Origin of the sequence: Ruegeria sp. Alg231-54 (assembly GCF_900143525.1) — a bacterium.
Taxonomy (GTDB): Bacteria; Pseudomonadota; Alphaproteobacteria; order Rhodobacterales; family Rhodobacteraceae; genus Ruegeria.
On the sequence record NZ_FREZ01000010.1, the window covers coordinates 1 to 20,662 of the forward strand.

Annotated in this window: 19 protein-coding genes, 1 tRNA gene and 3 pseudogenes; 17 read left to right on the top strand and 6 right to left on the bottom strand. The window is 58.0% G+C overall.

The window, feature by feature from the left end; translation table 11 throughout:
- Nucleotides 1–511, bottom strand: a pseudogene (locus tag DHN12_RS16570) (transposase); the annotation flags it as partial.
- Nucleotides 512–779: 268 nt separating this feature from the next.
- Between DHN12_RS16570 and DHN12_RS16575 the strand changes: the two are divergent.
- The 3 genes from DHN12_RS16575 to DHN12_RS16585 are packed head-to-tail and all read left to right on the top strand — an operon-like array spanning nucleotide 780 to nucleotide 3,078.
- Nucleotides 780–1,010 (top strand): DUF3489 domain-containing protein, encoded by a 231-nt coding sequence (locus DHN12_RS16575; RefSeq protein WP_108861218.1) that lies wholly within the window; start codon nucleotides 780–782, stop codon nucleotides 1,008–1,010.
- Complete coding sequence (locus DHN12_RS16580) at nucleotides 1,007–1,411, top strand: DUF2924 domain-containing protein (RefSeq protein WP_108861219.1); 405 nt, start codon at nucleotides 1,007–1,009, stop codon at nucleotides 1,409–1,411. The genes DHN12_RS16575 and DHN12_RS16580 overlap by 4 nt, the downstream gene beginning before the upstream one ends.
- On the top strand, nucleotides 1,408–3,078 hold the full coding sequence (locus DHN12_RS16585) for a recombinase family protein (protein ID WP_108861220.1): 1,671 nt from the start codon (nucleotides 1,408–1,410) through the stop codon (nucleotides 3,076–3,078). The genes DHN12_RS16580 and DHN12_RS16585 overlap by 4 nt, the downstream gene beginning before the upstream one ends.
- A 351-nt stretch (nucleotides 3,079–3,429) precedes the next feature.
- On the opposite strand, the gene DHN12_RS16590 is transcribed toward DHN12_RS16585, so the two are convergent.
- The 4 genes from DHN12_RS16590 to DHN12_RS16605 form a co-directional block, all read right to left on the bottom strand.
- Nucleotides 3,430–3,506: transfer RNA gene (locus DHN12_RS16590), tRNA-Arg, on the bottom strand.
- Between the two features lie 64 nt (nucleotides 3,507–3,570).
- Nucleotides 3,571–4,953 (bottom strand): ATP-binding protein, encoded by a 1,383-nt coding sequence (locus DHN12_RS16595; RefSeq protein ID WP_108861221.1) that lies wholly within the window; start codon nucleotides 4,951–4,953, stop codon nucleotides 3,571–3,573.
- An 18-nt stretch (nucleotides 4,954–4,971) separates the two neighbouring features.
- Entirely contained in the window at nucleotides 4,972–6,390 is a 1,419-nt protein-coding gene (locus DHN12_RS16600) for an NAD(P)/FAD-dependent oxidoreductase (RefSeq protein ID WP_108861375.1), read from the bottom strand.
- A gap of 4 nt (nucleotides 6,391–6,394) precedes the next feature.
- Nucleotides 6,395–7,126, bottom strand: a complete 732-nt coding sequence (locus tag DHN12_RS16605) for a TVP38/TMEM64 family protein (protein ID WP_199913522.1) — start codon at nucleotides 7,124–7,126, stop codon at nucleotides 6,395–6,397.
- A 296-nt stretch (nucleotides 7,127–7,422) separates the two neighbouring features.
- On the opposite strand from DHN12_RS16605, the gene rpmH reads away from it, so the two are divergent.
- The 14 genes and pseudogenes from rpmH (at nucleotide 7,423) to DHN12_RS16675 (ending at nucleotide 19,820) form a co-directional block, all read left to right on the top strand.
- Nucleotides 7,423–7,557, top strand: coding sequence for a 50S ribosomal protein L34 (gene rpmH, locus DHN12_RS16610; RefSeq protein WP_005632162.1), 135 nt, complete (start codon nucleotides 7,423–7,425; stop codon nucleotides 7,555–7,557).
- Between the two features lie 25 nt (nucleotides 7,558–7,582).
- A pseudogene (gene rnpA, locus DHN12_RS16615) lies at nucleotides 7,583–8,009 on the top strand (ribonuclease P protein component).
- Entirely contained in the window at nucleotides 8,006–8,245 is a 240-nt protein-coding gene (yidD, locus tag DHN12_RS16620) for a membrane protein insertion efficiency factor YidD (RefSeq protein WP_108861223.1), read from the top strand. The pseudogene rnpA and the gene yidD overlap by 4 nt, the downstream one beginning before the upstream one ends.
- A gap of 76 nt (nucleotides 8,246–8,321) precedes the next feature.
- Nucleotides 8,322–9,937, top strand: a pseudogene (locus DHN12_RS16625) (acyl-CoA dehydrogenase family protein).
- A 44-nt stretch (nucleotides 9,938–9,981) separates the two neighbouring features.
- The gene (gene ttcA / locus DHN12_RS16630; protein ID WP_108861224.1) at nucleotides 9,982–10,875 is read left to right on the top strand and encodes a tRNA 2-thiocytidine(32) synthetase TtcA; all 894 of its coding nucleotides are present in this window, start codon (nucleotides 9,982–9,984) and stop codon (nucleotides 10,873–10,875) included.
- Between the two features lie 71 nt (nucleotides 10,876–10,946).
- Nucleotides 10,947–12,479: a GGDEF domain-containing phosphodiesterase gene (locus DHN12_RS16635; protein WP_108861225.1), complete on the top strand. Its 1,533-nt coding sequence runs from the start codon at nucleotides 10,947–10,949 to the stop codon at nucleotides 12,477–12,479.
- Between the two features lie 123 nt (nucleotides 12,480–12,602).
- Nucleotides 12,603–14,432, top strand: a complete 1,830-nt coding sequence (gene yidC / locus DHN12_RS16640; protein WP_108861377.1) for a membrane protein insertase YidC — start codon at nucleotides 12,603–12,605, stop codon at nucleotides 14,430–14,432.
- Nucleotides 14,429–15,166 (top strand): MOSC domain-containing protein, encoded by a 738-nt coding sequence (locus DHN12_RS16645; protein ID WP_108861226.1) that lies wholly within the window; start codon nucleotides 14,429–14,431, stop codon nucleotides 15,164–15,166. Before yidC ends, DHN12_RS16645 begins: the two co-directional genes overlap by 4 nt.
- Nucleotides 15,163–15,816 (top strand): ribosome biogenesis GTP-binding protein YihA/YsxC, encoded by a 654-nt coding sequence (gene yihA / locus DHN12_RS16650; protein WP_058276193.1) that lies wholly within the window; start codon nucleotides 15,163–15,165, stop codon nucleotides 15,814–15,816. Before DHN12_RS16645 ends, yihA begins: the two co-directional genes overlap by 4 nt.
- Entirely contained in the window at nucleotides 15,813–16,181 is a 369-nt protein-coding gene (locus DHN12_RS16655) for a DUF2946 family protein (protein WP_108861227.1), read from the top strand. Before yihA ends, DHN12_RS16655 begins: the two co-directional genes overlap by 4 nt.
- Nucleotides 16,182–16,248: 67 nt before the next feature.
- Nucleotides 16,249–17,652: a PepSY domain-containing protein gene (locus DHN12_RS16660; protein WP_108861228.1), complete on the top strand. Its 1,404-nt coding sequence runs from the start codon at nucleotides 16,249–16,251 to the stop codon at nucleotides 17,650–17,652.
- A 105-nt stretch (nucleotides 17,653–17,757) separates the two neighbouring features.
- Nucleotides 17,758–18,621 carry an acetylglutamate kinase gene (gene argB / locus DHN12_RS16665; RefSeq protein WP_058272395.1) on the top strand — a complete coding sequence of 288 codons (864 nt, stop codon included), beginning with the start codon at nucleotides 17,758–17,760 and terminating at the stop codon, nucleotides 18,619–18,621.
- A gap of 18 nt (nucleotides 18,622–18,639) precedes the next feature.
- The gene (locus DHN12_RS16670) at nucleotides 18,640–19,326 is read left to right on the top strand and encodes a ferredoxin (protein WP_108861229.1); all 687 of its coding nucleotides are present in this window, start codon (nucleotides 18,640–18,642) and stop codon (nucleotides 19,324–19,326) included.
- Complete coding sequence (locus DHN12_RS16675) at nucleotides 19,323–19,820, top strand: histidine phosphatase family protein (RefSeq protein ID WP_108861230.1); 498 nt, start codon at nucleotides 19,323–19,325, stop codon at nucleotides 19,818–19,820. Before DHN12_RS16670 ends, DHN12_RS16675 begins: the two co-directional genes overlap by 4 nt.
- A 48-nt stretch (nucleotides 19,821–19,868) precedes the next feature.
- Here the strand turns inward: DHN12_RS16675 and DHN12_RS16680 are convergent, their stop codons facing one another.
- Nucleotides 19,869–20,660 (bottom strand): amino acid ABC transporter ATP-binding protein, encoded by a 792-nt coding sequence (locus tag DHN12_RS16680; protein ID WP_058272392.1) that lies wholly within the window; start codon nucleotides 20,658–20,660, stop codon nucleotides 19,869–19,871.
- Nucleotides 20,661–20,662 lie beyond the last annotated feature (2 nt).

Consider the following 20,662-nt stretch of genomic DNA (forward strand, 5'->3'; position numbering starts at 1 on the left):
CTGACAGACCATCCAGCCTCTCTCAGCAGCGCAGCGATCCTGCGATAGCCATATCGGCCATATTGACGGGTCAGCTCGATCATGTCGGCGACCAGCCTGTCCTCGTCCGCGCGGCCTCTTGGGATGCGTCGTTGCGTGGACCGGTGTTGTCCAAGCACGCGACAGGCGCGTCTCTCAGAAACGTTCAGCTGGTTGCGTACATGGTTAACACAAGCACGACGACGAGCGGGGCTCAGTAGTTTCCCTTTGTGGCTTCCGTCAGGATCAGTTTGTCCAACGTCAGATCAGAAACCGCACGTCGCAATCGTTCGTTCTCTTTCTGAAGCCGCTTCAATTCTTTCAACTGATCTACGCCCATTCCGCCGTACTTCTTGCGCCAGCGGTAATAGGTTTGTTCAACAACGCCGATCTGTCTGATCGCATCAAGTCGGGACATGCCTTGCCCCATCAGAACTTCAACCTGCCGTAACTTCGAGACAATCTCTTCGGGCTTCGGTCTCTTGTTTGCCATTCGTGGTCCTCCGTTTCCTAAGCATAACGGTGGACCAGTTCAGTTGGGGAGGCTCACGGACGTTAATTCAATCTTAACATACTGGTATCGTTGACAAAAAAACGGGGGTATGGCACGCGGCACTGTTCTTAAGCTAGTTTGAAACACCACCAGAAACCACTGGACTAGTGCTGCGACGCACGCATCACTGTCACCACGCCCGACGCACTGTCGGGCGCTCCTCAGTACCGGGCCTGCGATCTGCAAGCCCCAAAATGAGGAGCGAACCATGACCAAACCGAAACAGACAAAGATCGCCAAAGTGCAGGGCATGCTGGAGCGTCCATCGGGCGCAACGGTCGAAACTTTGTGTAAAGCCACGGGCTGGCAGGCCCATTCGGTACGGGCGGCGCTGACCGGGCTACGCAAGGCAGGGCATGGTATCGAGCGGACCGATAATGAACGAAAGACCGGCAAGACGGTCTACCGTATAGTCAAGACGGCAGAGTTACAGTCATGACGGTCGCAGAGATTGAAGGTATGGATCGAGCAGCCCTCACCGCCGCCTGGTCTGACATCTTCCGCACCCCTGTCCCCAGAGGCCTGAGCAAGGTCCTCTTGCGCCGCTTTCTCGCCATCGAGATACAGACGCGGCAGATGGGCGGCTTGTCCAAGAAGGCCAAAACCGCGCTGCGCAAACCCTCGGATCAGACAGCCCGGCCCCAAAGCCCAGGGTTACAACCCGGCGGCCGTTTGCTGCGCGAGTGGAACGGAGTAACGCATGTGGTCGATGTAACCGACGACGGGTTTGTCTGGAAGGAGAATCGATATCGTTCCCTCTCCCGAATTGCCCGCGAGATCACCGGTGCCCATTGGTCGGGACCAAGGTTCTTCGGCCTGAACGGAGCAGCAAAATCATGAGCTCGCTAAAAATCCGCTGCGCCATCTATACCCGCAAATCCACGGAAGAGGGCTTGGATCAGGACTTCAATTCGCTCGACGCTCAACACGAAGCCTGCGCCGCCTACATTTCCAGCCAGAAGCATGAAGGTTGGAGGATGCTGCCGAAACGCTATGACGATGGTGGCATTTCCGGCGGGACACTGGAACGCCCTGCCCTGCAGCAGCTGATGGCGGACATTGACGCGGGCCGCGTTGACATGGTGGTGGTCTACAAGATCGATCGGCTAACCCGGTCCCTGGCAGACTTCGCAAAGCTGGTTGAACGGCTGGAACAGGCCGAGTGTTCGTTCGTGTCCGTGACACAGGCGTTCAACACATCTTCGTCGATGGGTCGTCTGACGTTGAACGTGCTGCTGTCTTTCGCGCAGTTCGAACGCGAAGTCACCGCAGAACGTATCCGGGACAAGATCGCGGCCTCAAAGAAGAAAGGTATGTGGATGGGAGGTATCCCACCGCTCGGGTATGATCCGCATCTCGACAAGACACGTCGTGAACTGGTTGTGAATGCAGACGAAGCAGCAGTCGTTCGCAGGGTATTCCAACTCTACGACACGCATCGCTGTTTGAACGCAGTTGTGCGTGTGGCGCAAGTACTTGGTATTCGGTCCAAGCGGCATGTTTTTTCCACGGGACGCACGCAAGGCGGCAATTCGTTCAGCCGCGGACAGATCTATCACCTGCTGACGAACCCGGTCTATCTCGGCCTGATACGCCATAAGGATCAGACCTTTGACGGCCAGCATCCGGCGATCATTGAGCAGGCGCTTTGGGACAGCGTGCAGCGGCATCTTCAGTCCGCCAGTGTAAAGCGGCGTGGCGCGCCTGCAGGGCATGCCTCTGGATCGGACGCTCTGCTAAAAGGCAAAGTGCGCGATGAGACAGGTGACATCCTGACGCCCACCCACACAGTGCGGCGCGGCAAGCGGCAGCGCTACTACGTCTCCAACCGACTGATCTCAGGCGGCCCCGATCCGACGGGGTTGCGCCTGCCAGCCGCGACCTTCGAGCAAGCTGTTGTCGATGCAATTGCCGGTCATCTTGAGGAACAGGCAAACCGGCACGCCGTTTTGAAGGAAGACGACATCACCAGGTCAATGCGCGCTTCCAGATCAATCATGGCGCTTGCCGGGAGATTGCGAACCAAGGGATGCAAGGACGTAGCACCACTCATCCTCGCCGTCACGCTCGGGAAACAAAAGCTCGATATCCAACTCGATCCCGATGCCGTCGCCACCGCGTCCGGTCTGAACAATATGACTCTCCGGGACGGGCTGTTTAAAATCTCCACCACCTTCGCCTGCAAACGCCGCGGCGTCGAAACGCGGATCATTGCCGGTCAAGCAACACCCGAACCAGATCAGACCCTGATCCGCGGTTTGCGCAATGCGCACGCCTGGTCCGACGCGTTGAGATCAGGTGAACCCCTGAAGGATCTCGCCCAGCGCGTCGGCCACTCCGAGCGCTACATCCGGCGTATCATATCCTTGATCTCGCTCTCGCCCCGATTCCAGTCCGCGATCCTCGACGGCACGCAGCCTCCGCACATGAATCTCGAAGCCCTGGTGCGTGGCACAATCCCCCTCGACTGGAACCACCATGATCAGGTGTTTGGACCCCAGTCCTGACGTTCCCTGATCGTGGAAATCGATTCCCTGTAACAGCGTTTAAAATTCCCTGTTCCGCAAATTAAATTCCCTGTTAATGGATTTAGGGAATTTGCGCGCAAGCCATTGATATCACTACCGCAAACACGATCCAAAATATGGAAATCATCTCGTTTTGGCACAAATTCCCTGTTAATCGGCTGTTATCAGGGAAAACCGGACCGATGAGTTCTGGCAACTGAGACTGTCGAGGATAATGGCGCAAGCTGCGGCAACCCGGTCCGTCTCTGTCACGGATACGGGTTCACAAGCCGCGGAAATGACGCGGGAATTCCAGCTAAAACGGTAGGGTCAAAATAAGACGGGGGTAGGTGGCGGACCGAGGAGGATTCGAACCCCCGACCCCTTGATTCGTAGTCAAGTACTCTATCCAGCTGAGCTATCGGTCCGCGTTGGTGAGGCGGTATTTAGACCCGGTGTTCGGGACACGCAAGTCGATTCTTCAAAAAGTTTTCAAAAAGTCCCATCGCCACGCGGAAGCCTGATTTCAAAGGTTGTCCCCTCGGGCCCGGTATGCGCCAGTATCAGTTCTCCGCCATGCCCACGTACCAGCTCCTGCGAGATGGCAAGGCCTAGCCCAGAGCCTCCCTTACGCACCCCGCCCTGAAATGGAGTGAACAGGTTCTCACGTGCTTTGGGCGGCAATCCGGGGCCGTCATCCCTGATCTCGACGCACCAGTCGTCTTTATACTCGCAGCCGGCGATCGTGATGTTTCCCGGCTTCCCGGATGCCACCAAGGCCTGACGCGCATTGCGCACAAGGTTCATCATGACACGGAAAATCTGCTCTGGGTCTGCCCGGGCCACAAGGTCTTTGGGCACGTCGTTCACGATCTCGACGCAGGCATCTGCAACAGCCAGCTGTTCGCTAGCGACGACATCTGCGGCCACATCGTTCATGCGCACCATGTTCAGTGTCGGCGCAGGTTCTTCTGCGCGTCCGAAGGCCAACGTGCTTTCGCACAACGACACTGCCCGTGTGATCGAGTTCACCAGTTTGGGCGCCATACGCCGCACCAAGGGATCATCGCTGGTCTCAATCCGGTCGGTGAAGAGCTGTGCCGAAGTCAATATGTTCCGCAAATCGTGGCTGACCTTGGCCACCGCGCCGCCCAGTTGCGCCAGCCGTTCACGTTGCTTCAATGCCTGCGTCAGCTCGGTCTGCAATTGCTGCAGCGCCTCCTCGGCCTCACGAAGTTCGGTAACATTGGAATTGGGCGAGATGATCCCTCGTGCGTCTTCGGGTGCCCCTGCATAGCGCTGCATATAACCAACAACACTTTTGATCGGTTTCACCAGAACGACGCGCACGGCCAAAAACAAAAAGAACGCGGTGATGATGGAAATTACGAAGGACAGCCCCAGAATGCGCAGGCCATAATCGGTCATCGCCATTCGCAGCGGCATGCTTTCTATGGTGACTTCAATCAGCAGACCTGCCCCTTTGACGGGTTCGCCAATAACGCGGATGACTTCATTCTCAGTGGTGAACAGTCGCGCCAGCGCGTCGCGGATCAACACCCAAGGCCCTGCGTCGCGCAGATCGTAGGTCTTGGTGATCTGTTCCGGAATCGGTGATGACAGCATAAGCTGGCGCACCTCATCGCGGCGTAGCACGACGTTATAGACACCCGCGTTGGCCAGCAGTTCGGCCTCAAGGTCTTCGGCCAACATATCGTCAGCCAGCAGCGCCAAGGACGCGATCTGTGCGCGCTCAAGCCGATTCAGCAGGAAGTCTTCGCGAAAGCGCGCGATTGAAGGAACAAAGATCAAAATCTCGGCCAACATCACGAAGACCGTCGTCAGGATCAGAAATCGGCCCGACAGCGAATTCAATCTGTTCTCCCTTTCTGGCTAGGGCATCCAACGTTGGACGAACCTGACCACTTGTTTAACCATCTGATTCTCAAACAGCCTTGGCGAGAAATAGGCACCCGCCACCCGTTTGTTAAGCTCTCCGATCGTCGGATATGGCGAAACCATCGCAGCGATCTGACCCATCTTCAGGTTATTGGCCAACGCAAGCGACCACAAGTTGATCAACTCTCCGGCCTGATGCCCTACGATTGTGGCCCCCACAGGCCGACCCTTTACGACCATGACCTTAATGAACCCTTTGGTTTTCCGCTCAGAGATTGCCCGGTCGTTATGGTGATAGTCAAAGCGCGCGATTTCGACCTTGTCACCATGTTGTTCACGGGCCTGAGCCTCGGTCAGGCCCACCTGCGCCAATTCCGGGTCGGTGTAGGTCGCCCAAGGGATATGTGCGGTTTTTGCCTTCGAGGGCAGGCCAAACAACGCAGAACGGATGATGATCCCTGCGTGATATCCAGCGACATGAGTGAATTGCAGACCACCAGCGACGTCGCCAATGGCGTAAACTCTGCGATTCGTCGTGCGCAGCGCGTCATCGACCTTGATCCCGTTGCGGGTTGGTTCAATCCCGGCAGCCTTTAAGTTCAAACGGTCTGTGTTGGCCTTACGCCCGGCGGCCAACAACAAATGAAACCCCGAATAGATCTCACCCGCCTCGGTCACAATTTCTATGGCCCCTTTGTTGTCGCGAATCTGGGCGACCATAGCCTGTTCATGAATAACCACACCTTCGGCGCGCAAGCTGTCCAGAACGACCGCGGCGGCCTCGGGGTCATCCTTGCCCAGCGCCTTCAGGCCTTCGACAACCGTGACCTTACAGCCCAGTCGGACATGCGCTTGCGCCATCTCCATCCCGATCGGTCCGCCACCAATAATCAAAAGATGTTCAGGCTTGTCGCGCAGGTCAAAGATCGTCTCATTGGTATAGAATGGCACCTGATCCAATCCCGGAATCGGAGGCACCAACGGCGAAGAGCCCGTCGCGATCACTATGCGCCGTGCGGTGATCATGTTGTCGCCCGCCTGCACCTGTATCGGAGAGACGAAGCTGCCGAATTCCCGGATCACATTTACGCCGAAACCTTCAAACCGTTCCTGACTGTCCATCGGCTCGATCTGAGCGATAACATCGTGAACGTGGTCTTTGGCGGCGGCGTAGTCGGCCTGCGGTACCACGTCAGCCACGCCCAGCGCGGCAGAATGTGCCTGACCGTAAGCTGCCTTGCCGCTGGCAATCAGAGCCTTGGAAGGGACGCAGCCGAAGTTGAGGCAATCGCCACCCATCTTGTGACCTTCCAGCAGAATCACATCGGCCCCCATCTGGCTGGCGCCAGCAGCGACTGACAGCCCCCCGGACCCGGCGCCAATCACCAGGATGTCGGTTTTCAATTCTTGCATGATTTCAGCGGTCCTTTCGGCCACGCAGAGATTTGATGACAATTGGCAGCGTGGCCAGCACACACAAGCCGATGATCGGGCCAATCACAAATGGTTCCCATAACAGCGATACATCAGGAGTTTCGCCCCGATCGAACACACCACCCAGCCCGACACCGATCCAAGTGTAGACGATTCCGCCCGGGATAATACCCAGCGCGGTGGTGATCAGGAAGTTGCGGAACCTCACACCAACCAGCGCAGGCACCAGGTTGGCCACAAAAAACGGCACAACGGGAACAAGACGCAATAGAAACAGCACCGAGATCTCATTCTCGCGTAACCCGTCTTTCAGTTTCTTGATCGTCCCTTCCGAGGACTCAAGCCGTTTGGTCAGGGATTCGCCTAACCCCCAGCGTGCCGCCAGAAAGATTGCAGAGGCTCCGATGGTTGCCGCAAACACGTTGAACACGGTTCCGGCGAACAGGCCAAAAAGAAACCCGCCGGTCATTGACGCCACTGCGGCACCCGGCAGCGAAAACGCGACGATGACAATGTAAATACCAACGAAAGCCGCCGCCATTGCCCAGTAGTTGGCGTCGCGCCAGGACAATAGCGCCTCACGATTGTCGCGCAGGGTTTCAAAGGTCAGATAATCACCCAGCGTGAAAAATCCCACCGCCGCAACGGTGAGAATCACCAGCAATGGAATATGCCGCGCAAAAGCGTTGCGCGGCGCCTGAGTCGTTTCGCTCATGAGGCTGTCCGGTTTACTACGTTTCATTCTGACCCCAACATGCGCTGCTTGCGGCCCTCGCAACAGGGGGCTCACGCTGCCTTGATGTTTTTGGTAGGGAATGTGAGGGTTTGGGGCGATAAACCGGCTGTTTTGAAACCTTTTGTCCGACCCGACTACAGAATTGTTGCAAAAGCCACGAAAACCCCCACCTAGGGGTTTGACTTACCCCCCACTACCCAGTAGAGGACGGGCTTCGAACATCACGGGCAGGCGAATCCGCGCTGCACCCGACCGCATAGATTGGAGACGGAGCGATGAAACGCACCTATCAGCCTTCGAACCTGGTTCGCAAACGCCGCCACGGTTTCCGCGCGCGCATGGCCACCAAGGCCGGTCGCAAAATCCTGAACTCGCGCCGCGCACGCGGCCGCAAGTCGCTGAGCGCGTAAACCGCTCACCGATCAGGTTATGAACATGACGCCGCCGGAGGCCCCTCGTGGATGGTAAGAACCAGCCCGGGGAAACGCCCCCGGCGGCGTCCGTTTGCGCGCCTGAAACTTTGACCGTTCTCAGGAAACGATCTGATTTCCTTAAGGCAGCGCGTGCCCGCAGGCAGGGCACATCCTCGATGATGGTGCAGGCTCGCAAACGTACCCCGGATGAAGCAGCAGGAATTCGGGTTGGCTTTACCTGTTCCAAAAAGGTTGGCAATGCCGTAGCCCGCAACCGCGCCAAACGCAGGTTGCGCGAGGCGGCGCGGGCTGTTCTGCCCGTGAATGGCCATGACGGGTGGGATTACGTCCTGATTGGTCGGGCCGAAACCACAGCCGCGCGACCCTATGAGGCACTTCTGGACGATCTGCGTTATGCGCTTCGCAAAGTGCACAGCGGGCGGAAATGACCCTCTTCTCTCATATCGTGGCTCTGCCTGTCAGGGCCTATCGGCTGGTCTTCAGTCCCTGGGTTGGCTTCAATTGCCGATACCAGCCCACCTGCTCGGCCTATGCGCTGGAAGCATTGGAAAAGCACGGGGCCATCAAGGGAAGCTGGCTGGCTGCACGGCGGATTGGCCGATGCCATCCATGGGGCGGCGATGGGTACGACCCCGTTCCGTGCCGCAAGGAAGACGACAGCTGATCTTTATGACCCTCCGTCAGCCTTGACCCATTCGGACATGCGCTGAACACTTGAACCTGTACTGCCCGAGGTTCAGATGACATCCGACACCCGCCATTCCCTACCGACACATGACGTATTGAATCAGCCGCCTGTGCGCGGGGATTCTAACCTTTGGTCTGCAGATCCCGCCCTGCGAAACGCCGTGCAATTCACGGGTGGTCGCGAAGCGCCTCTGGCGGTTTACGGGGAAACGTTGGGACAGACGGAAACCCGCGAGCTGGGGCGTGAGGCCAATAGGCACCTCCCCGAATTGCGATTGTTCGATCAGGGCGGCAGGCGTTTGGACGAGGTGCGGTTTCATCCTGCCTATCATGAGATGATGCAGATCAGCCAATCTGCCGGCTATGCGGCCCTGGCCTGGGACGGTCAGTCTGGCGGCCACGCGACCCACGCCGCGATGATATATATGGCCAGCCAGGTTGAGCCCGGCCATTGCTGCCCATTGACTATGACCTACGCGGCAATCCCGGCTCTTGCGGCAAATGAACAGATCGCCTCGGTCTGGCAGCCAAAGCTCATGGCGCGCAGCTATGATCCGGCGACGAAACCGGTCGAACAAAAATCCAGCGCCACTCTGGGCATGGCAATGACCGAAAAACAGGGCGGTTCGGACGTCCGCGCCAATACCACCATCGCCACCCGGGACGGAGAGCACTGGCGTCTGCGCGGGCACAAGTGGTTCTGCTCCGCCCCCATATCGGACGGATTTCTGACCCTTGCGCAAGCGCCGGGCGGGCTGACCTGCTTTCTCGTCCCACGCTGGCTGGACGGTGAACGCAACGCCATTCACCTGATGAGACTAAAAGACAAGTTGGGGAACAAATCCAACGCCTCGTCCGAAATCGAATATCACGACGCACTGGCTTACCAATTGGGTGACGAAGGCGCGGGCGTTCGAACAATTATCGAGATGGTTCATCACACCCGGCTGGATACAGCCGTGGCCCCAGCGGGCATGATGCGCGCAGCCCTCAGCGAAGCGCATCATTGGGTCGCCCACCGCAGCGCTTTTCAGCGCCGGTTGATCGACCAACCTCTGATGCGCGCTGTTCTGGCGGATCTCGTGTTGGACTGGGAGGGCGCGTTGACGCTTGGGATGCGCGTCGCGCAGGCTTTCGACGGCCAGTCACCCGAGGATCGGGCCTTTGCCCGCATCAGTGTTGCTTTGGCCAAGTTCCTGAACAACAAGCGGTGCCCCGCTGTGGTGGTCGAAGCGATGGAGGTACTGGGCGGCATGGCTATGTCGAAGACACCCCCCTCCCCCTGCTGTATTGCGAAGCGCCTCTGAACGGCATCTGGGAAGGGTCGGGAAACGTGATCTGCCTCGATATTCTGCGCACCCTGTCCCGCGACCTGCTGGCCGCTGACGTTCTGCAAGCCGAATTCGAATCGGCCGTGGGTAGCGACCGAGGTTACGACGCGGCCTTAAAAGCACATCGCGAACGGTGGCCCGGAATTCCCCCGGAAGGCGAAGCGCGCTGGTTTGCTGAGAACACCGCACACTTGCTGACGGCCTCTCAACTGCTGCGCCATACGCCCGCCGCAATTGCCGACGGGTTCATTGCAACGCGCCTGTCAGGCCACAGCGGTCGCATCCCCGGATCCGTGTCCGGGCTGGATACGGGCGCCTTGCTGGCGCGTCTGGGCTGACCCAACCACTTGCCCGGTTGCCTCAACTGCTGTAGGGGCTGCGCATGTTTGACGAAGCTGACGATATCCACCCGCTCTTTGCCGGCGCGCCATCAACCACCGAGTTCAAAAAGCTGCGCAAACGCATTGTGCGCCAGACCCGCGAAGCCATCGAGCACTATGGAATGGTGGACCCGTCCGCACATGACAAAGACGGCAAACCGCCCCGCTGGCTGGTCTGTCTTTCAGGTGGCAAGGACAGCTATACCCTGTTGGCGGTTCTCTATGAGCTGAAATGGCGCGGTCTGCTGCCGGTTGATTTGTTGGCCTGTAACCTGGATCAGGGTCAGCCCGGATTTCCGGCCACCGTCCTGCCCGAGTTTCTGGAACGCATGGGCGTTTCGCATCGCATCGAGTATCAGGACACCTACTCCATCGTCATGGACAAGGTTCCGCAAGGCCGCACCTTTTGCGCCCTGTGTTCGCGCCTGCGCCGAGGCAACCTGTACCGCATTGCCCGGGAAGAGGGATGCTCGGCCGTCGTACTGGGCCATCACCGCGACGATATCCTCGAGACGTTCTTCATGAACCTGTTTCACGGCGGGCGACTGGCCACCATGCCGCCCAAGCTGGTGAACGAGGAAGGCGATTTGTTCGTCTTCCGCCCCCTCGCCCATGTGGCTGAGGCCGATTGCGAGAAATTCGCGACCTCGATGAACTATCCGATTATCCCCTGCGACCTCTGCGGCAGTCAGGATGGGTTGCAACGTCAGCAGGTCAAACAGATTTTGGATCAGTGGGAAAAGAACAGCCCCGGACGCCGTCAAGTGATGTTCCGGGCCCTGACAAATGCGCGTCCGTCGCATCTTTTGGACCCAAAATTGTTTGATTTTCAAAATCTTGCACTCAAACCGAATGAAAATGACGAAAATTCGGGCGAAATTCCGCAGCTCCGTTAACGAGTGACTCAGATTGGTTTCCTAGGGTCGACCTGAGCGTTTCAAACGCAAGGTAGAGGCCCGAAGATCCGATGTGGAAACCTATCTCTGTCAGCAGAATTTTTGACTCTCTTGCCATGGTGCTAAGCGGCCCGCCCGCCTTGGCCTTCGCGCCTGCGATCAGTCTGGCCGCGTATTGGATTGGTGGTGAGCGGGCATTGGTTGTCGTGGCACTTACCCTGCCGCTTGTGTTCGCCGCGGTATCGACCGCGCACAAGGCCAGCAATCGGGAAAAAGACGGTAACGGCCTCCTTCCTCTCGACAGGTTTGCGGCCCAGATGGAAACGCTGTTTGCGGAAAATCAGCGCACTGGCCACGAAGCCTCCTGTATGATTGTTGAATTGGACGGGTTTTCTGAATGTCTTGATCCGCACGGAAATGCGGCCGGGAACGTAATGGCTGACCAATTCCGCAGCCGGGTACTTTCGGTCATACGCTCACATGACATTGCCACTGGGCTGGACCAGGGCAAGATCGCAATCGGCCTGCACGCCGCGCAGAATCTGGATCTGGAGGCCTGCATTCAGATGTCGGGGCGCATTCAGGCCGCCGTCGATGAGCCAATCATGCTAAATGGCACCAGCGTTTACATGTCATGTTCAATCGGGTTTTGTCTGCAATCCACTTTGCTCGACATCACCTTTGCCGAGTGGATCGATGCCGCCAACGCGGCCTTGGCCGAAGCACAAAGGAACGGTCCTGCAACCATCCGCGCCTTTTCATCTGAAACGCAGCGGCGGGCACGCGTGCGTGCCAACCTGCGCAATGAGTTTATTGCGGCCTTGGATAGTGGCGAAATCCGCCCATGGTTTCAGCCACAGATTTCCACCGACACCGGCCATGTTACCGGGTTCGAGGCGCTTTCCCGGTGGGAACACCCACAGAAAGGCGTGCTGGGACCGCCGGTTTTCCTGCCTTTTGCAGAACAAGCCGATCTGATGGAACGCTTGGGTCAGGTGATGCGCCATCACGCTTTCACCGCCATGCACCAGTGGAACCGTGCCGGTGTCGTCGTGCCTCGGATTGGCGTGAATTTCTCATCAGAAGAGCTGCGCGACCCGGCGTTGATCGACCGTCTGAAATGGGAGCTGGATCAAAATGACCTGACGCCCGACAGATTGACCGTCGAGATTCTTGAAACAGTGTTTTCCAGGCGGCCCGATGACGTTATCACCCGCAACGTAATAAGCATGTCCAAGCTCGGCTGCTGCATTGACCTCGATGGTTTCGGCACCGGCCACGCCTCCATAGCGTCGATCAAGCGCTTTGACGTCTCACGCATTAAAATCGATCGGTCCTTCGTGGCAAAGGCGGATCGGGACGCAAGCCAGCAGCAGTTGGTCAGCGCGATTTTGACTATGGCGGAGCGACTGAATGTCGAAACCCTGGCCGAGGGGGTCGAAACACAAGGCGAGCATGCCTTGATGGCGCAACTGGGCTGCGATCACGTGCAGGGGTTTGGAATTGGAAAGCCCATGCCCTTTGAAAAGACGTTGGACTGGATGGCCGCACATCAAAACAAACTCAACGGAATGCCAAAAATCGGGCGTCAGGCACGTCCTTAGGCGCGAATTAACGCCACAGAACCCCAATCGGTGATGAATTACAGGGCGATTCCGCTTGACCTTTGGGCCCGCACTCTGTTGAACCCAGCGGGTGTCTTTCACTGCTTAAGGTGGCTGTCCCCGATGGACGATCAGAACAAGAACCTCATCCTCGCAACCGCGCTCAGCTTTCTCGTGATCCTGGTTTGGTTCGTGCTGTTTCCACCGCCCGAGCCGACGACCGCACCGGAATCTGCCGAGATCAGCACGACTGATGGTACAGAGGTTCAGACCCCAAGCGCTGCTGGCACCAATACAGTTGGTGAAGCAACCGCAGACGCCACCGAGATCGAGCCCGACGCCCAAGCACCTCGGGTCGAGATTGAAACACCGCGCCTGAAAGGCAGCCTGTCCCTGTCCGGCGGTCGTATCGATGAGCTGTTCCTGAAAGATTACAAAGTTTCGATCGAAGAAGGCGCACCCATTGTCGAGCTGCTGTCGCCCGTTGGTTCGGAATCGGCTTACTATGCCTTGTACGGTTGGGCACCGGGCGCAGGCGTCGCCGGCGCTGACGTCCCCGGCCCTAATACGCTGTGGACCGTCGAAGACGGCGAAACCCTGGGGGTCGATACTCCGGTCACTCTGAAATGGGACAACAGCAAGGGCCTGACCTTCCGCCGCACTATTGAGGTTGACCAGGACTACATGTTCACCGTCACCCAGTCGGTTGAGAACAATACCCAGGCCGAGGTCGGCATGGCCCCATATGGCATCCTGGCCCGTCACGGCATTGGCGAAGACGGCGACCTGCCCGATCTGAAAAACTTCTTCATCCTGCATGAAGGCGTTATGGTCATGGCTGACGGCGTTCTGGACGAGATCGACTATGGCGATGTGCGCGACTTTGACATTGACCCGAATGAGCGTGCGCAAGCCGAAGTCTTTCAGGTCAAGGAAGGTGGCTGGGTCGGCTTTACCGATCACTACTGGATGACCACTCTGATTCCTGCAGAGGGATCTGCTTTCAAGGCTGCAGCAAAGTATGACGCGCGCCGCAAGATCTATCAGACCGAAACGGTTCTGCCGACGCTGACTGTTGCGCCCGGAGCAACTGAAGAAGTCACCACCCAACTGTTCGCGGGTGCTAAAGAATGGGAAACCATCCGCGAGTATCAGGCTGACGGTGTACAGAAGTTCGTCGACAGCATCGACTGGGGTTGGTTTTACTTCCTGACAAAACCGATCTTCTGGCTGTTGCATAACATCAACGCCCTGATCGGAAACATGGGTTGGTCGATCATTGGCCTGACGCTGATCATCAAGGCGATCCTGTTCCCGCTGGCGTACAAATCCTACGTCTCGATGGCGAAGATGAAAGAGCTTCAACCGCAGATGGAGGCCATGAAAGAAGCCGCAGGCGACGATCGCCAAAAGATGCAGCAGGGCATGATGGAGCTGTACAAGAAGGAAAAGGTAAACCCCGCCGCGGGCTGTTTGCCGATCCTGATGCAGATCCCGATCTTCTTCTCGCTGTATAAGGTGATCTTCGTCACCATCGAACTGCGTCAGGCTCCTTGGTTTGGCCCGTTCCAGGACCTCAGCGCACCTGATCCGACTTCGATCATGAACCTGTTTGGCTTGTTGCCCTTTGCCGGCCCGCAGCCGGATACCTTCATGGCACTGATCTTCATCGGTATACTGCCTTTGCTATTGGGGATCTCAATGTGGTTGCAGCAAAAGCTGAACCCGGCACCAACTGACCCGACTCAGGCGATGATCTTTGCCTGGATGCCTTGGGTGTTCATGTTCATGTTGGGCAGCTTTGCCAGCGGGCTGGTCGTTTACTGGATCGCGAACAACACGATCACGTTCACGCAGCAATACCTGATCATGCGTAGTCAGGGCTATAAGCCTGACGTGTTCGGCAACATCAAATCCGGCTTCAAGCGGACGCCCAAAACGGACGACAAATGAATGCTGAGGTAACCCATATCTGGCGGCATCCGATCAAAAGTCATGGTCGCGAGGCCCTCCAGACTGTTTCAGTGACCCCCGGGCAGACCATGCCCGGGGATCGCGTTTGGGCGGTCGCGCATGAGGCGTCAAAAGCGGATGGCTCTCAATGGGTGCCTTGCGCCAATTTCAGTCGCGGGGCGAAAGCACCGCAACTGATGGCTATCTCGGCCCAGCTGAACGGCGACACGATAACTCTGACACATCCGGATCGTCCGGATCTGACTTTTAATCCGGATGGGGAACAGCAGGTCTTTTTGGACTGGGTCCAGCCGTTGATGCCTGCGGATCGGGCGGCGTCAGCGCGGATCATCCGAGTGCCGGGTCGCGGCATGACCGACAGCGACTACCCCTCGATCAGCCTATGCAACATGGCGTCGCATCGCGCTGTGGAACAAAAGTTAGGCCGCGATCTGTCGATCCAGCGCTGGCGTGGCAACATCTGGTTCGATGGCCTGCCCCTGTGGGAAGAATTCGACTGGCTGGATCGCGAGGTACAGATCGGTGAGGCCGTGTTCCATGTCAAAGAACGCATCCGACGCTGTTTGGCGACAACGGCAAATCCGAAAACCGGCGTGCGCGATGCGGATACGCTGGGCACATTGAACAGCTGGGGCCATCAGGATTTTGGCGTTTACGCCGAGGTTGTCCGAGGCGGCGCAATTTCAGTTGGCGATAAGGTTCACCCGTTATGAGCACCCTACCCTTCCCACTGGTCGAAGACCCTGACAAGTTTGCGCTGGAACGCGGCCGCAAATTGTTTGCGGGACAGTCCGAGTTTGTCAAAGGCGTGGTCGCCATGAATGGCCTGCCGACCCCTGACCGGCTTGAGGTCTGCTTTGCCGGACGTTCAAATGTGGGCAAGTCCAGCCTGATCAATGCGCTGACCGGCACCAAAGGTCTGGCACGCGCGTCCAACACTCCGGGCCGCACGCAAGAGATCAACTTTTTCACCCAAGGTCCTGAGCTTTATCTGGTTGACCTGCCCGGGTACGGCTACGCCAACGCCCCGGTGAAGGTCGTTGAAAAATGGCAGCGGCTGCTGAAACAGTATCTAAGCGGCCGCCAGACCCTGCGACGGGCCTTTGTCCTGATTGACTCGCGCCATGGGGTGAAGCCGGTCGATGCCGAGATCATGAAGCTGCTGGATTCCAGCGCTGTTACATTTCAGTGCGTGATGACCAAGGCGGACAAGGTCAAGGCCAATGACCGGCAGAAGGTGTTGGATCAGGTTCGCGGCGCATTGTCCAAGCACCCGGCGGCATATCCGGAAATCGTGCTGACGTCGTCCGAAAAGGGTGACGGTATTCCGACCCTTCGTTCGATCATCGCACATCTGGAATGATCCGGATCGGCCGCATTTTCCCAATCCTTACGTTGCTGGCAGTTGTGCTGACCGGCATGATCCCGCAGGGCTGGATGCCCGCGATTGGCAGTGATGGGAAAGTGCTGCTGGTGATTTGTACTGGCGATGGAACAGTCGAACAATGGGTTGACCTGAACCCCGGCGATCCTGTGCACGACGACACGGATTCGCGCGCAATGTGCCCATTCGCGGGCCTAACGGCGGATACACACTTGCCGTCAGTCGGCGAGATCGTCCCTTTTACGGCGAAAATCCAGCCACGCTGGATCCATCGTGACTTCACCCATCGCAGTGCCGGGTTCTACGCCCGCTATGATGCGCGGGGGCCACCCTTCTTTTCCTGATTCACCTCAACACTTTTGAACCCGTGCACGCGCTGCGCGGGGCAGTAATCGAATCCGGAGAACAAAAATGGCACTGGATAGCCAAAACCTGGGGGATACCCCGGCGCAGAACACTGCTGCGCAAAAATTCTATTTCGCCGCCTGGCGGTGGCACTTTTATGCAGGGATCTTCGTCATCCCGTTCCTGATCATTCTGGCAGTAACCGGACTAATGATGATGTTCATCACGCAGTTCGACGGTCGCGACGGCGAAAAAATCGCCGTGGATGTCCACGGGCAAGCGTTACCGGCCTCACAACAGGCCCTTATCGCCCTTGACGAGGTGCCCGGCACGGTTGCCGAGTGGATTGGTCCGAAGGCTGATAATCTAGCCACTGTGTTTCGCATCAAAACCGAAGAAGGTCAGCGTCTTGTCGCCGTCGATCCTTATGCCGGAGAGGTTCTGCAGGTCTGGGATCGTCGCGCCGGATGGTATGATCTAGACGACAACATTCACTCGACCCTTCTGATTGGCACGACCGGAGACCGCATTATTGAAATCGCAGCGGGGCTGAGCCTGCTTTTGGTCTTTACCGGTCTTTACATGTGGTGGCCGCGTGGAAACACCTTGGCCGCTTTTGTGCCCAATCTGCGCGCACGCGGCCGCGCATTGTGGCGGTCGCTGCACGCTGTGATTGGGTTCTGGATGTCCGGGCTGTTGGTGGTCTTCCTGATCTCGGGCCTCTCCTGGGCGGGCGTCTGGGGCGGTATGATCGTTCAGCCATGGAGCAGCTTTCCGGCCGAAAAATGGGACAATGTTCCCCTGTCCGATGACATCCACGCCAGCATGAACCACGGCCACCAGAATGACGTCCCATGGGCGTTGGAACAAACGCCCATGCCCGCTTCTGGGTCCGAGGCCGGGATCGACGGTGTCCCACAAAGCACACAGGTCGATATCGACGCGCTTGTGGCCCTTGGCACCGCTTTGGACATGACAGGCCGGTTCCGTGTGGCCTATCCCAGCGGCGAGGACGGTGTCTGGACCCTGAACCGCGACAGCATGAGCAGCGACTCGACCGATCCAGTGAACGACCGCACTGTCCACGTGGACCAATTTACCGGCAAGATTCTGGCGGATGTCCGGTATGAGGATTACTCGTTGATGGGAAAATCCATGGCCATCGGGATCCCGTTTCACATGGGTCTGATGGGCATGTGGAACTTTGTCCTGAACCTGTTGTTCTGCCTGTCGGTCATCTTTGTCTGCGTCTCAGGCTTTGTAATGTGGATTAAACGCCGGCCTCAGCGGGCCGGGCGTCTGGCTGCACCGCCGATGCCTGCAGAGCTGCCATTGTGGAAAGGGGCTGTCCTGATCGGGTTGTTCACCGCGATGGCGTTCCCGCTGGTGGGCCTGACCTTGTTGACCGTACTGGCCGTCGATTGGCTGCTGATCAGCAACATCCCGGCGATGAAACGCGCGATAAGCTGACACACAAACAGCCGCATCCGGGCAACCGGTGCGGCCCTATGCGCGATCCGGTCTTGGCAGAGCTGTACAAAGGCCCTAACACGGGTTCCCAGAGGGACTGCAGCCATGAAGACAAGAGACATGAACCGGGACTGGATCGCCACCGCCGCAACGCTGAACAGCGCACTGCCATACCTACAACGCTATGACGGCGCTATTGTCGTCATTAAACTTGGCGGCCACGCCATGGGCAGTGACGAAGCCATGGAAAGCTTCGCCCGAGATGTCGTCCTGATGCGTCAGGTGGGCGTAAACCCGGTTGTCGTGCACGGCGGCGGTCCGATGATCAACGCGATGCTGGATAAGCTGGATATCCAGTCCGAATTCGTGAACGGCAAGCGTGTCACCGACAAAGCAACTGTTGAAGTAGTTGAGATGGTGCTGTCCGGCCTCGTGAACAAGCGCATCGTTCAGGCGATCAACGGTCAGGGCGGCTCGGCCGTGGGTCTGTCGGGCAAAGATGCGCAGTTGATGACTTGTGATCAGACCGATGAATCCCTGGGTTTTGTCGGAAGTCCCGCAGAGATGAACCCGAAAATTCTGCACGACCTGTTTGCACATGACGTAATCCCGGTGATCGCCCCGCTGGGTGCGGGCCGGAACGGGGAAACCTTCAACGTCAATGGGGATACTGCCGCTGGTGCTATCGCATCCGCGCTAAAGGCCGATCGACTGCTGCTGTTGACCGATGTCTCGGGCGTCAAAAACGCAGCCGGGGACGTCGTGACCGAACTAAAGGCGGGTCAGATCCGCGAGATGACGTTGGACGGCACCATTGCCGGCGGCATGATACCCAAGACCGAAACGGCTCTGGACGCGCTGCACAGCGGGGTCCGTGCCGTGGTTATCCTTGACGGACGCGCGCCCAACGCCGTCTTGCTTGAACTTTATACAGAACACGGCGCCGGGTCGCTGATCCGACCGGACTGAGCCTTTGGCGGAGGAGACATGACCAAACGCCATCCCCCCTCCTCTGACCCGGCAGCGCTTAGCTATGCTGATATCGAAAAGGCTGCACAGGACGTTGGCCTGATCATCATGGGCGCGCTGCACCCTCGTTTTACAGACGCCAAGCAGTTGGAAGGCGGCACGCTGATCCTGCTGGGTGCTGGGGGGGCTTTCTGGCCTGCCCTAAAATCCTCACCTGAATGGCAAGGTGATGACCCGGTTGACCGTTGGTCGTCGCGTGTGGTGGGGCAGATGGCACAGGACTTATCCGCCGCAGCCTATTTTCCGTTTGGCGGCCCGCCCTATGCGCCCTTTATCGACTGGGCATTGAAATCGGGACGCACGTTCAGCAGCCCGGTGGGCGCTTTGGTGCACGATGAGGTCGGCATGATGATCTCATTCCGGGGTGCGCTGCATTTCACCAGCGAAATTCCCATACCCGCACCACCTGGCGCGTCCCCATGCACCACCTGCGCCGCCCCCTGCGCACAGACATGCCCGGTCGGCGCTTTGAACAGTCGGGACTTTTATGATGTGTCGACCTGCCATGACCACCTGTCCACTCCTGAAGGGCAAACCTGCATGACCGGCGGTTGTCTTGTGCGACTGTCCTGTCCTCTCAGCTCGGGTGCAGGGCGTGATCCCGAACAATCCGCGCATCACATGAGAGCATTTCACCCATCATGACCCGCACTCTGATCCTGACACGCCACGCGAAATCCAGTTGCGACAGTATGGCCCTTGCCGATCATGATCGCCCCCTGAACAAGCGCGGGCGCAGGTCGGCCTCGGCGATTGCGGCGTGGCTGTGTGAAAACGACTGGCTGCCGGATGAAGTTCTTAGCTCAAGTTCGGTCAGAACGCGCGAGACGTGGGAGAGGATGGGCCTGCAGGCAGATAGCGTTTGCTTTCAGCGAACGCTTTATCATGCGGACCCCGCAGATATGCTGCTTGAATTATCGGGCGCGACGAAACAAACCGTTTTGATGCTGGGCCACAATCCCGGCATTGCCGCTTTTGCTACCCAAATCGTTAAGCACCCGCCGGATCACGCCCGGTTCTACGACTACCCAACCTGTGCAACAGCTGTGATCCGCTTTGACATCGAAGATTGGTCCGGTGTCCGGTGGCACAGCGGCGATGTACTGGGGTTTGCTATTCCACGCGAGCTGCTGGAATAGAAAAAGGCGAGGCCAAAGCCCCGCCTTTTCCTGAATTGGTAACCGGGTTCAGTGCCCCAGAATCTGGCTCAGGAACAGCTTGGTCCGTTCGCTCTGCGGGTTGTTGAAGAACTCTTCCGGTTCATTCTGTTCCACGATCTGACCGGCATCCATAAAGATCACGCGGTTGGCGACCTGACGAGCAAAGCCCATCTCGTGCGTGACGCACAGCATGGTCATGCCTTCCTCGGCCAGCTCGATCATGGTGTCGAGCACCTCTTTGATCATCTCAGGGTCCAGCGCCGATGTCGGTTCATCGAACAACATGATCCGCGGCATCATGCACAGCGAGCGGGCAATCGCCACACGCTGCTGCTGACCACCCGAAAGCTGACCGGGATACTTATCCGCCTGTTCGGGTATTTTCACCTTTTCCAGGAAGTGCATCGCGCGCTCTTCGGCCTCTTTCTTGGGCGTCTTGCGCACCCAGATCGGGGCCAGCGTGCAGTTCTCCAGAATGGTAAGATGCGGGAACAGGTTAAAGTGCTGGAACACCATCCCAACCTCGGACCGGATCTTGTCGATGTTCTTGAGGTCATTCGACAACTCGGTCCCATCCACCATGATCGTGCCCTGCTGGTGCTCCTCCAGCGCGTTCAGGCAACGGATCAATGTGGACTTCCCGGAACCGGAAGGCCCCGCGATCACGATCCGCTCGCCCTGATTGACGGTCAGGTTGATGTCGCGCAGCACGTGGAAAGATCCGTACCACTTGTTCATGTTGTTGATTTCGATGGCGACCTCGTCGCTCACCTGCATCTTCGAGCGATCGATTTGACGGTCAATTGCAAGTTCAGACATAT

Bases quoted from the DNA above. Each gene is read 5' to 3' on its own strand.
- DHN12_RS16575 (WP_108861218.1), top strand. From the start codon at position 780: ATGACCAAACCGAAACAGACAAAGATCGCCAAAGTGCAGGGCATGCTG.
- DHN12_RS16580 (WP_108861219.1), top strand. From the start codon at position 1,007: ATGACGGTCGCAGAGATTGAAGGTATGGATCGAGCAGCCCTCACCGCC.
- DHN12_RS16585 (WP_108861220.1), top strand. From the start codon at position 1,408: ATGAGCTCGCTAAAAATCCGCTGCGCCATCTATACCCGCAAATCCACG.
- DHN12_RS16600 (WP_108861375.1), bottom strand. From the start codon at position 6,390: ATGCAAGAATTGAAAACCGACATCCTGGTGATTGGCGCCGGGTCCGGG.
- DHN12_RS16605 (WP_199913522.1), bottom strand. From the start codon at position 7,126: ATGAGCGAAACGACTCAGGCGCCGCGCAACGCTTTTGCGCGGCATATT.
- rpmH (WP_005632162.1), top strand. From the start codon at position 7,423: ATGAAACGCACCTATCAGCCTTCGAACCTGGTTCGCAAACGCCGCCAC.
- yidD (WP_108861223.1), top strand. From the start codon at position 8,006: ATGACCCTCTTCTCTCATATCGTGGCTCTGCCTGTCAGGGCCTATCGG.
- ttcA (WP_108861224.1), top strand. From the start codon at position 9,982: ATGTTTGACGAAGCTGACGATATCCACCCGCTCTTTGCCGGCGCGCCA.
- DHN12_RS16635 (WP_108861225.1), top strand. From the start codon at position 10,947: ATGTGGAAACCTATCTCTGTCAGCAGAATTTTTGACTCTCTTGCCATG.
- yidC (WP_108861377.1), top strand. From the start codon at position 12,603: ATGGACGATCAGAACAAGAACCTCATCCTCGCAACCGCGCTCAGCTTT.
- DHN12_RS16645 (WP_108861226.1), top strand. From the start codon at position 14,429: ATGAATGCTGAGGTAACCCATATCTGGCGGCATCCGATCAAAAGTCAT.
- yihA (WP_058276193.1), top strand. From the start codon at position 15,163: ATGAGCACCCTACCCTTCCCACTGGTCGAAGACCCTGACAAGTTTGCG.
- DHN12_RS16655 (WP_108861227.1), top strand. From the start codon at position 15,813: ATGATCCGGATCGGCCGCATTTTCCCAATCCTTACGTTGCTGGCAGTT.
- DHN12_RS16660 (WP_108861228.1), top strand. From the start codon at position 16,249: ATGGCACTGGATAGCCAAAACCTGGGGGATACCCCGGCGCAGAACACT.
- argB (WP_058272395.1), top strand. From the start codon at position 17,758: ATGAAGACAAGAGACATGAACCGGGACTGGATCGCCACCGCCGCAACG.
- DHN12_RS16670 (WP_108861229.1), top strand. From the start codon at position 18,640: ATGACCAAACGCCATCCCCCCTCCTCTGACCCGGCAGCGCTTAGCTAT.
- DHN12_RS16675 (WP_108861230.1), top strand. From the start codon at position 19,323: ATGACCCGCACTCTGATCCTGACACGCCACGCGAAATCCAGTTGCGAC.
- DHN12_RS16680 (WP_058272392.1), bottom strand. From the start codon at position 20,660: ATGTCTGAACTTGCAATTGACCGTCAAATCGATCGCTCGAAGATGCAG.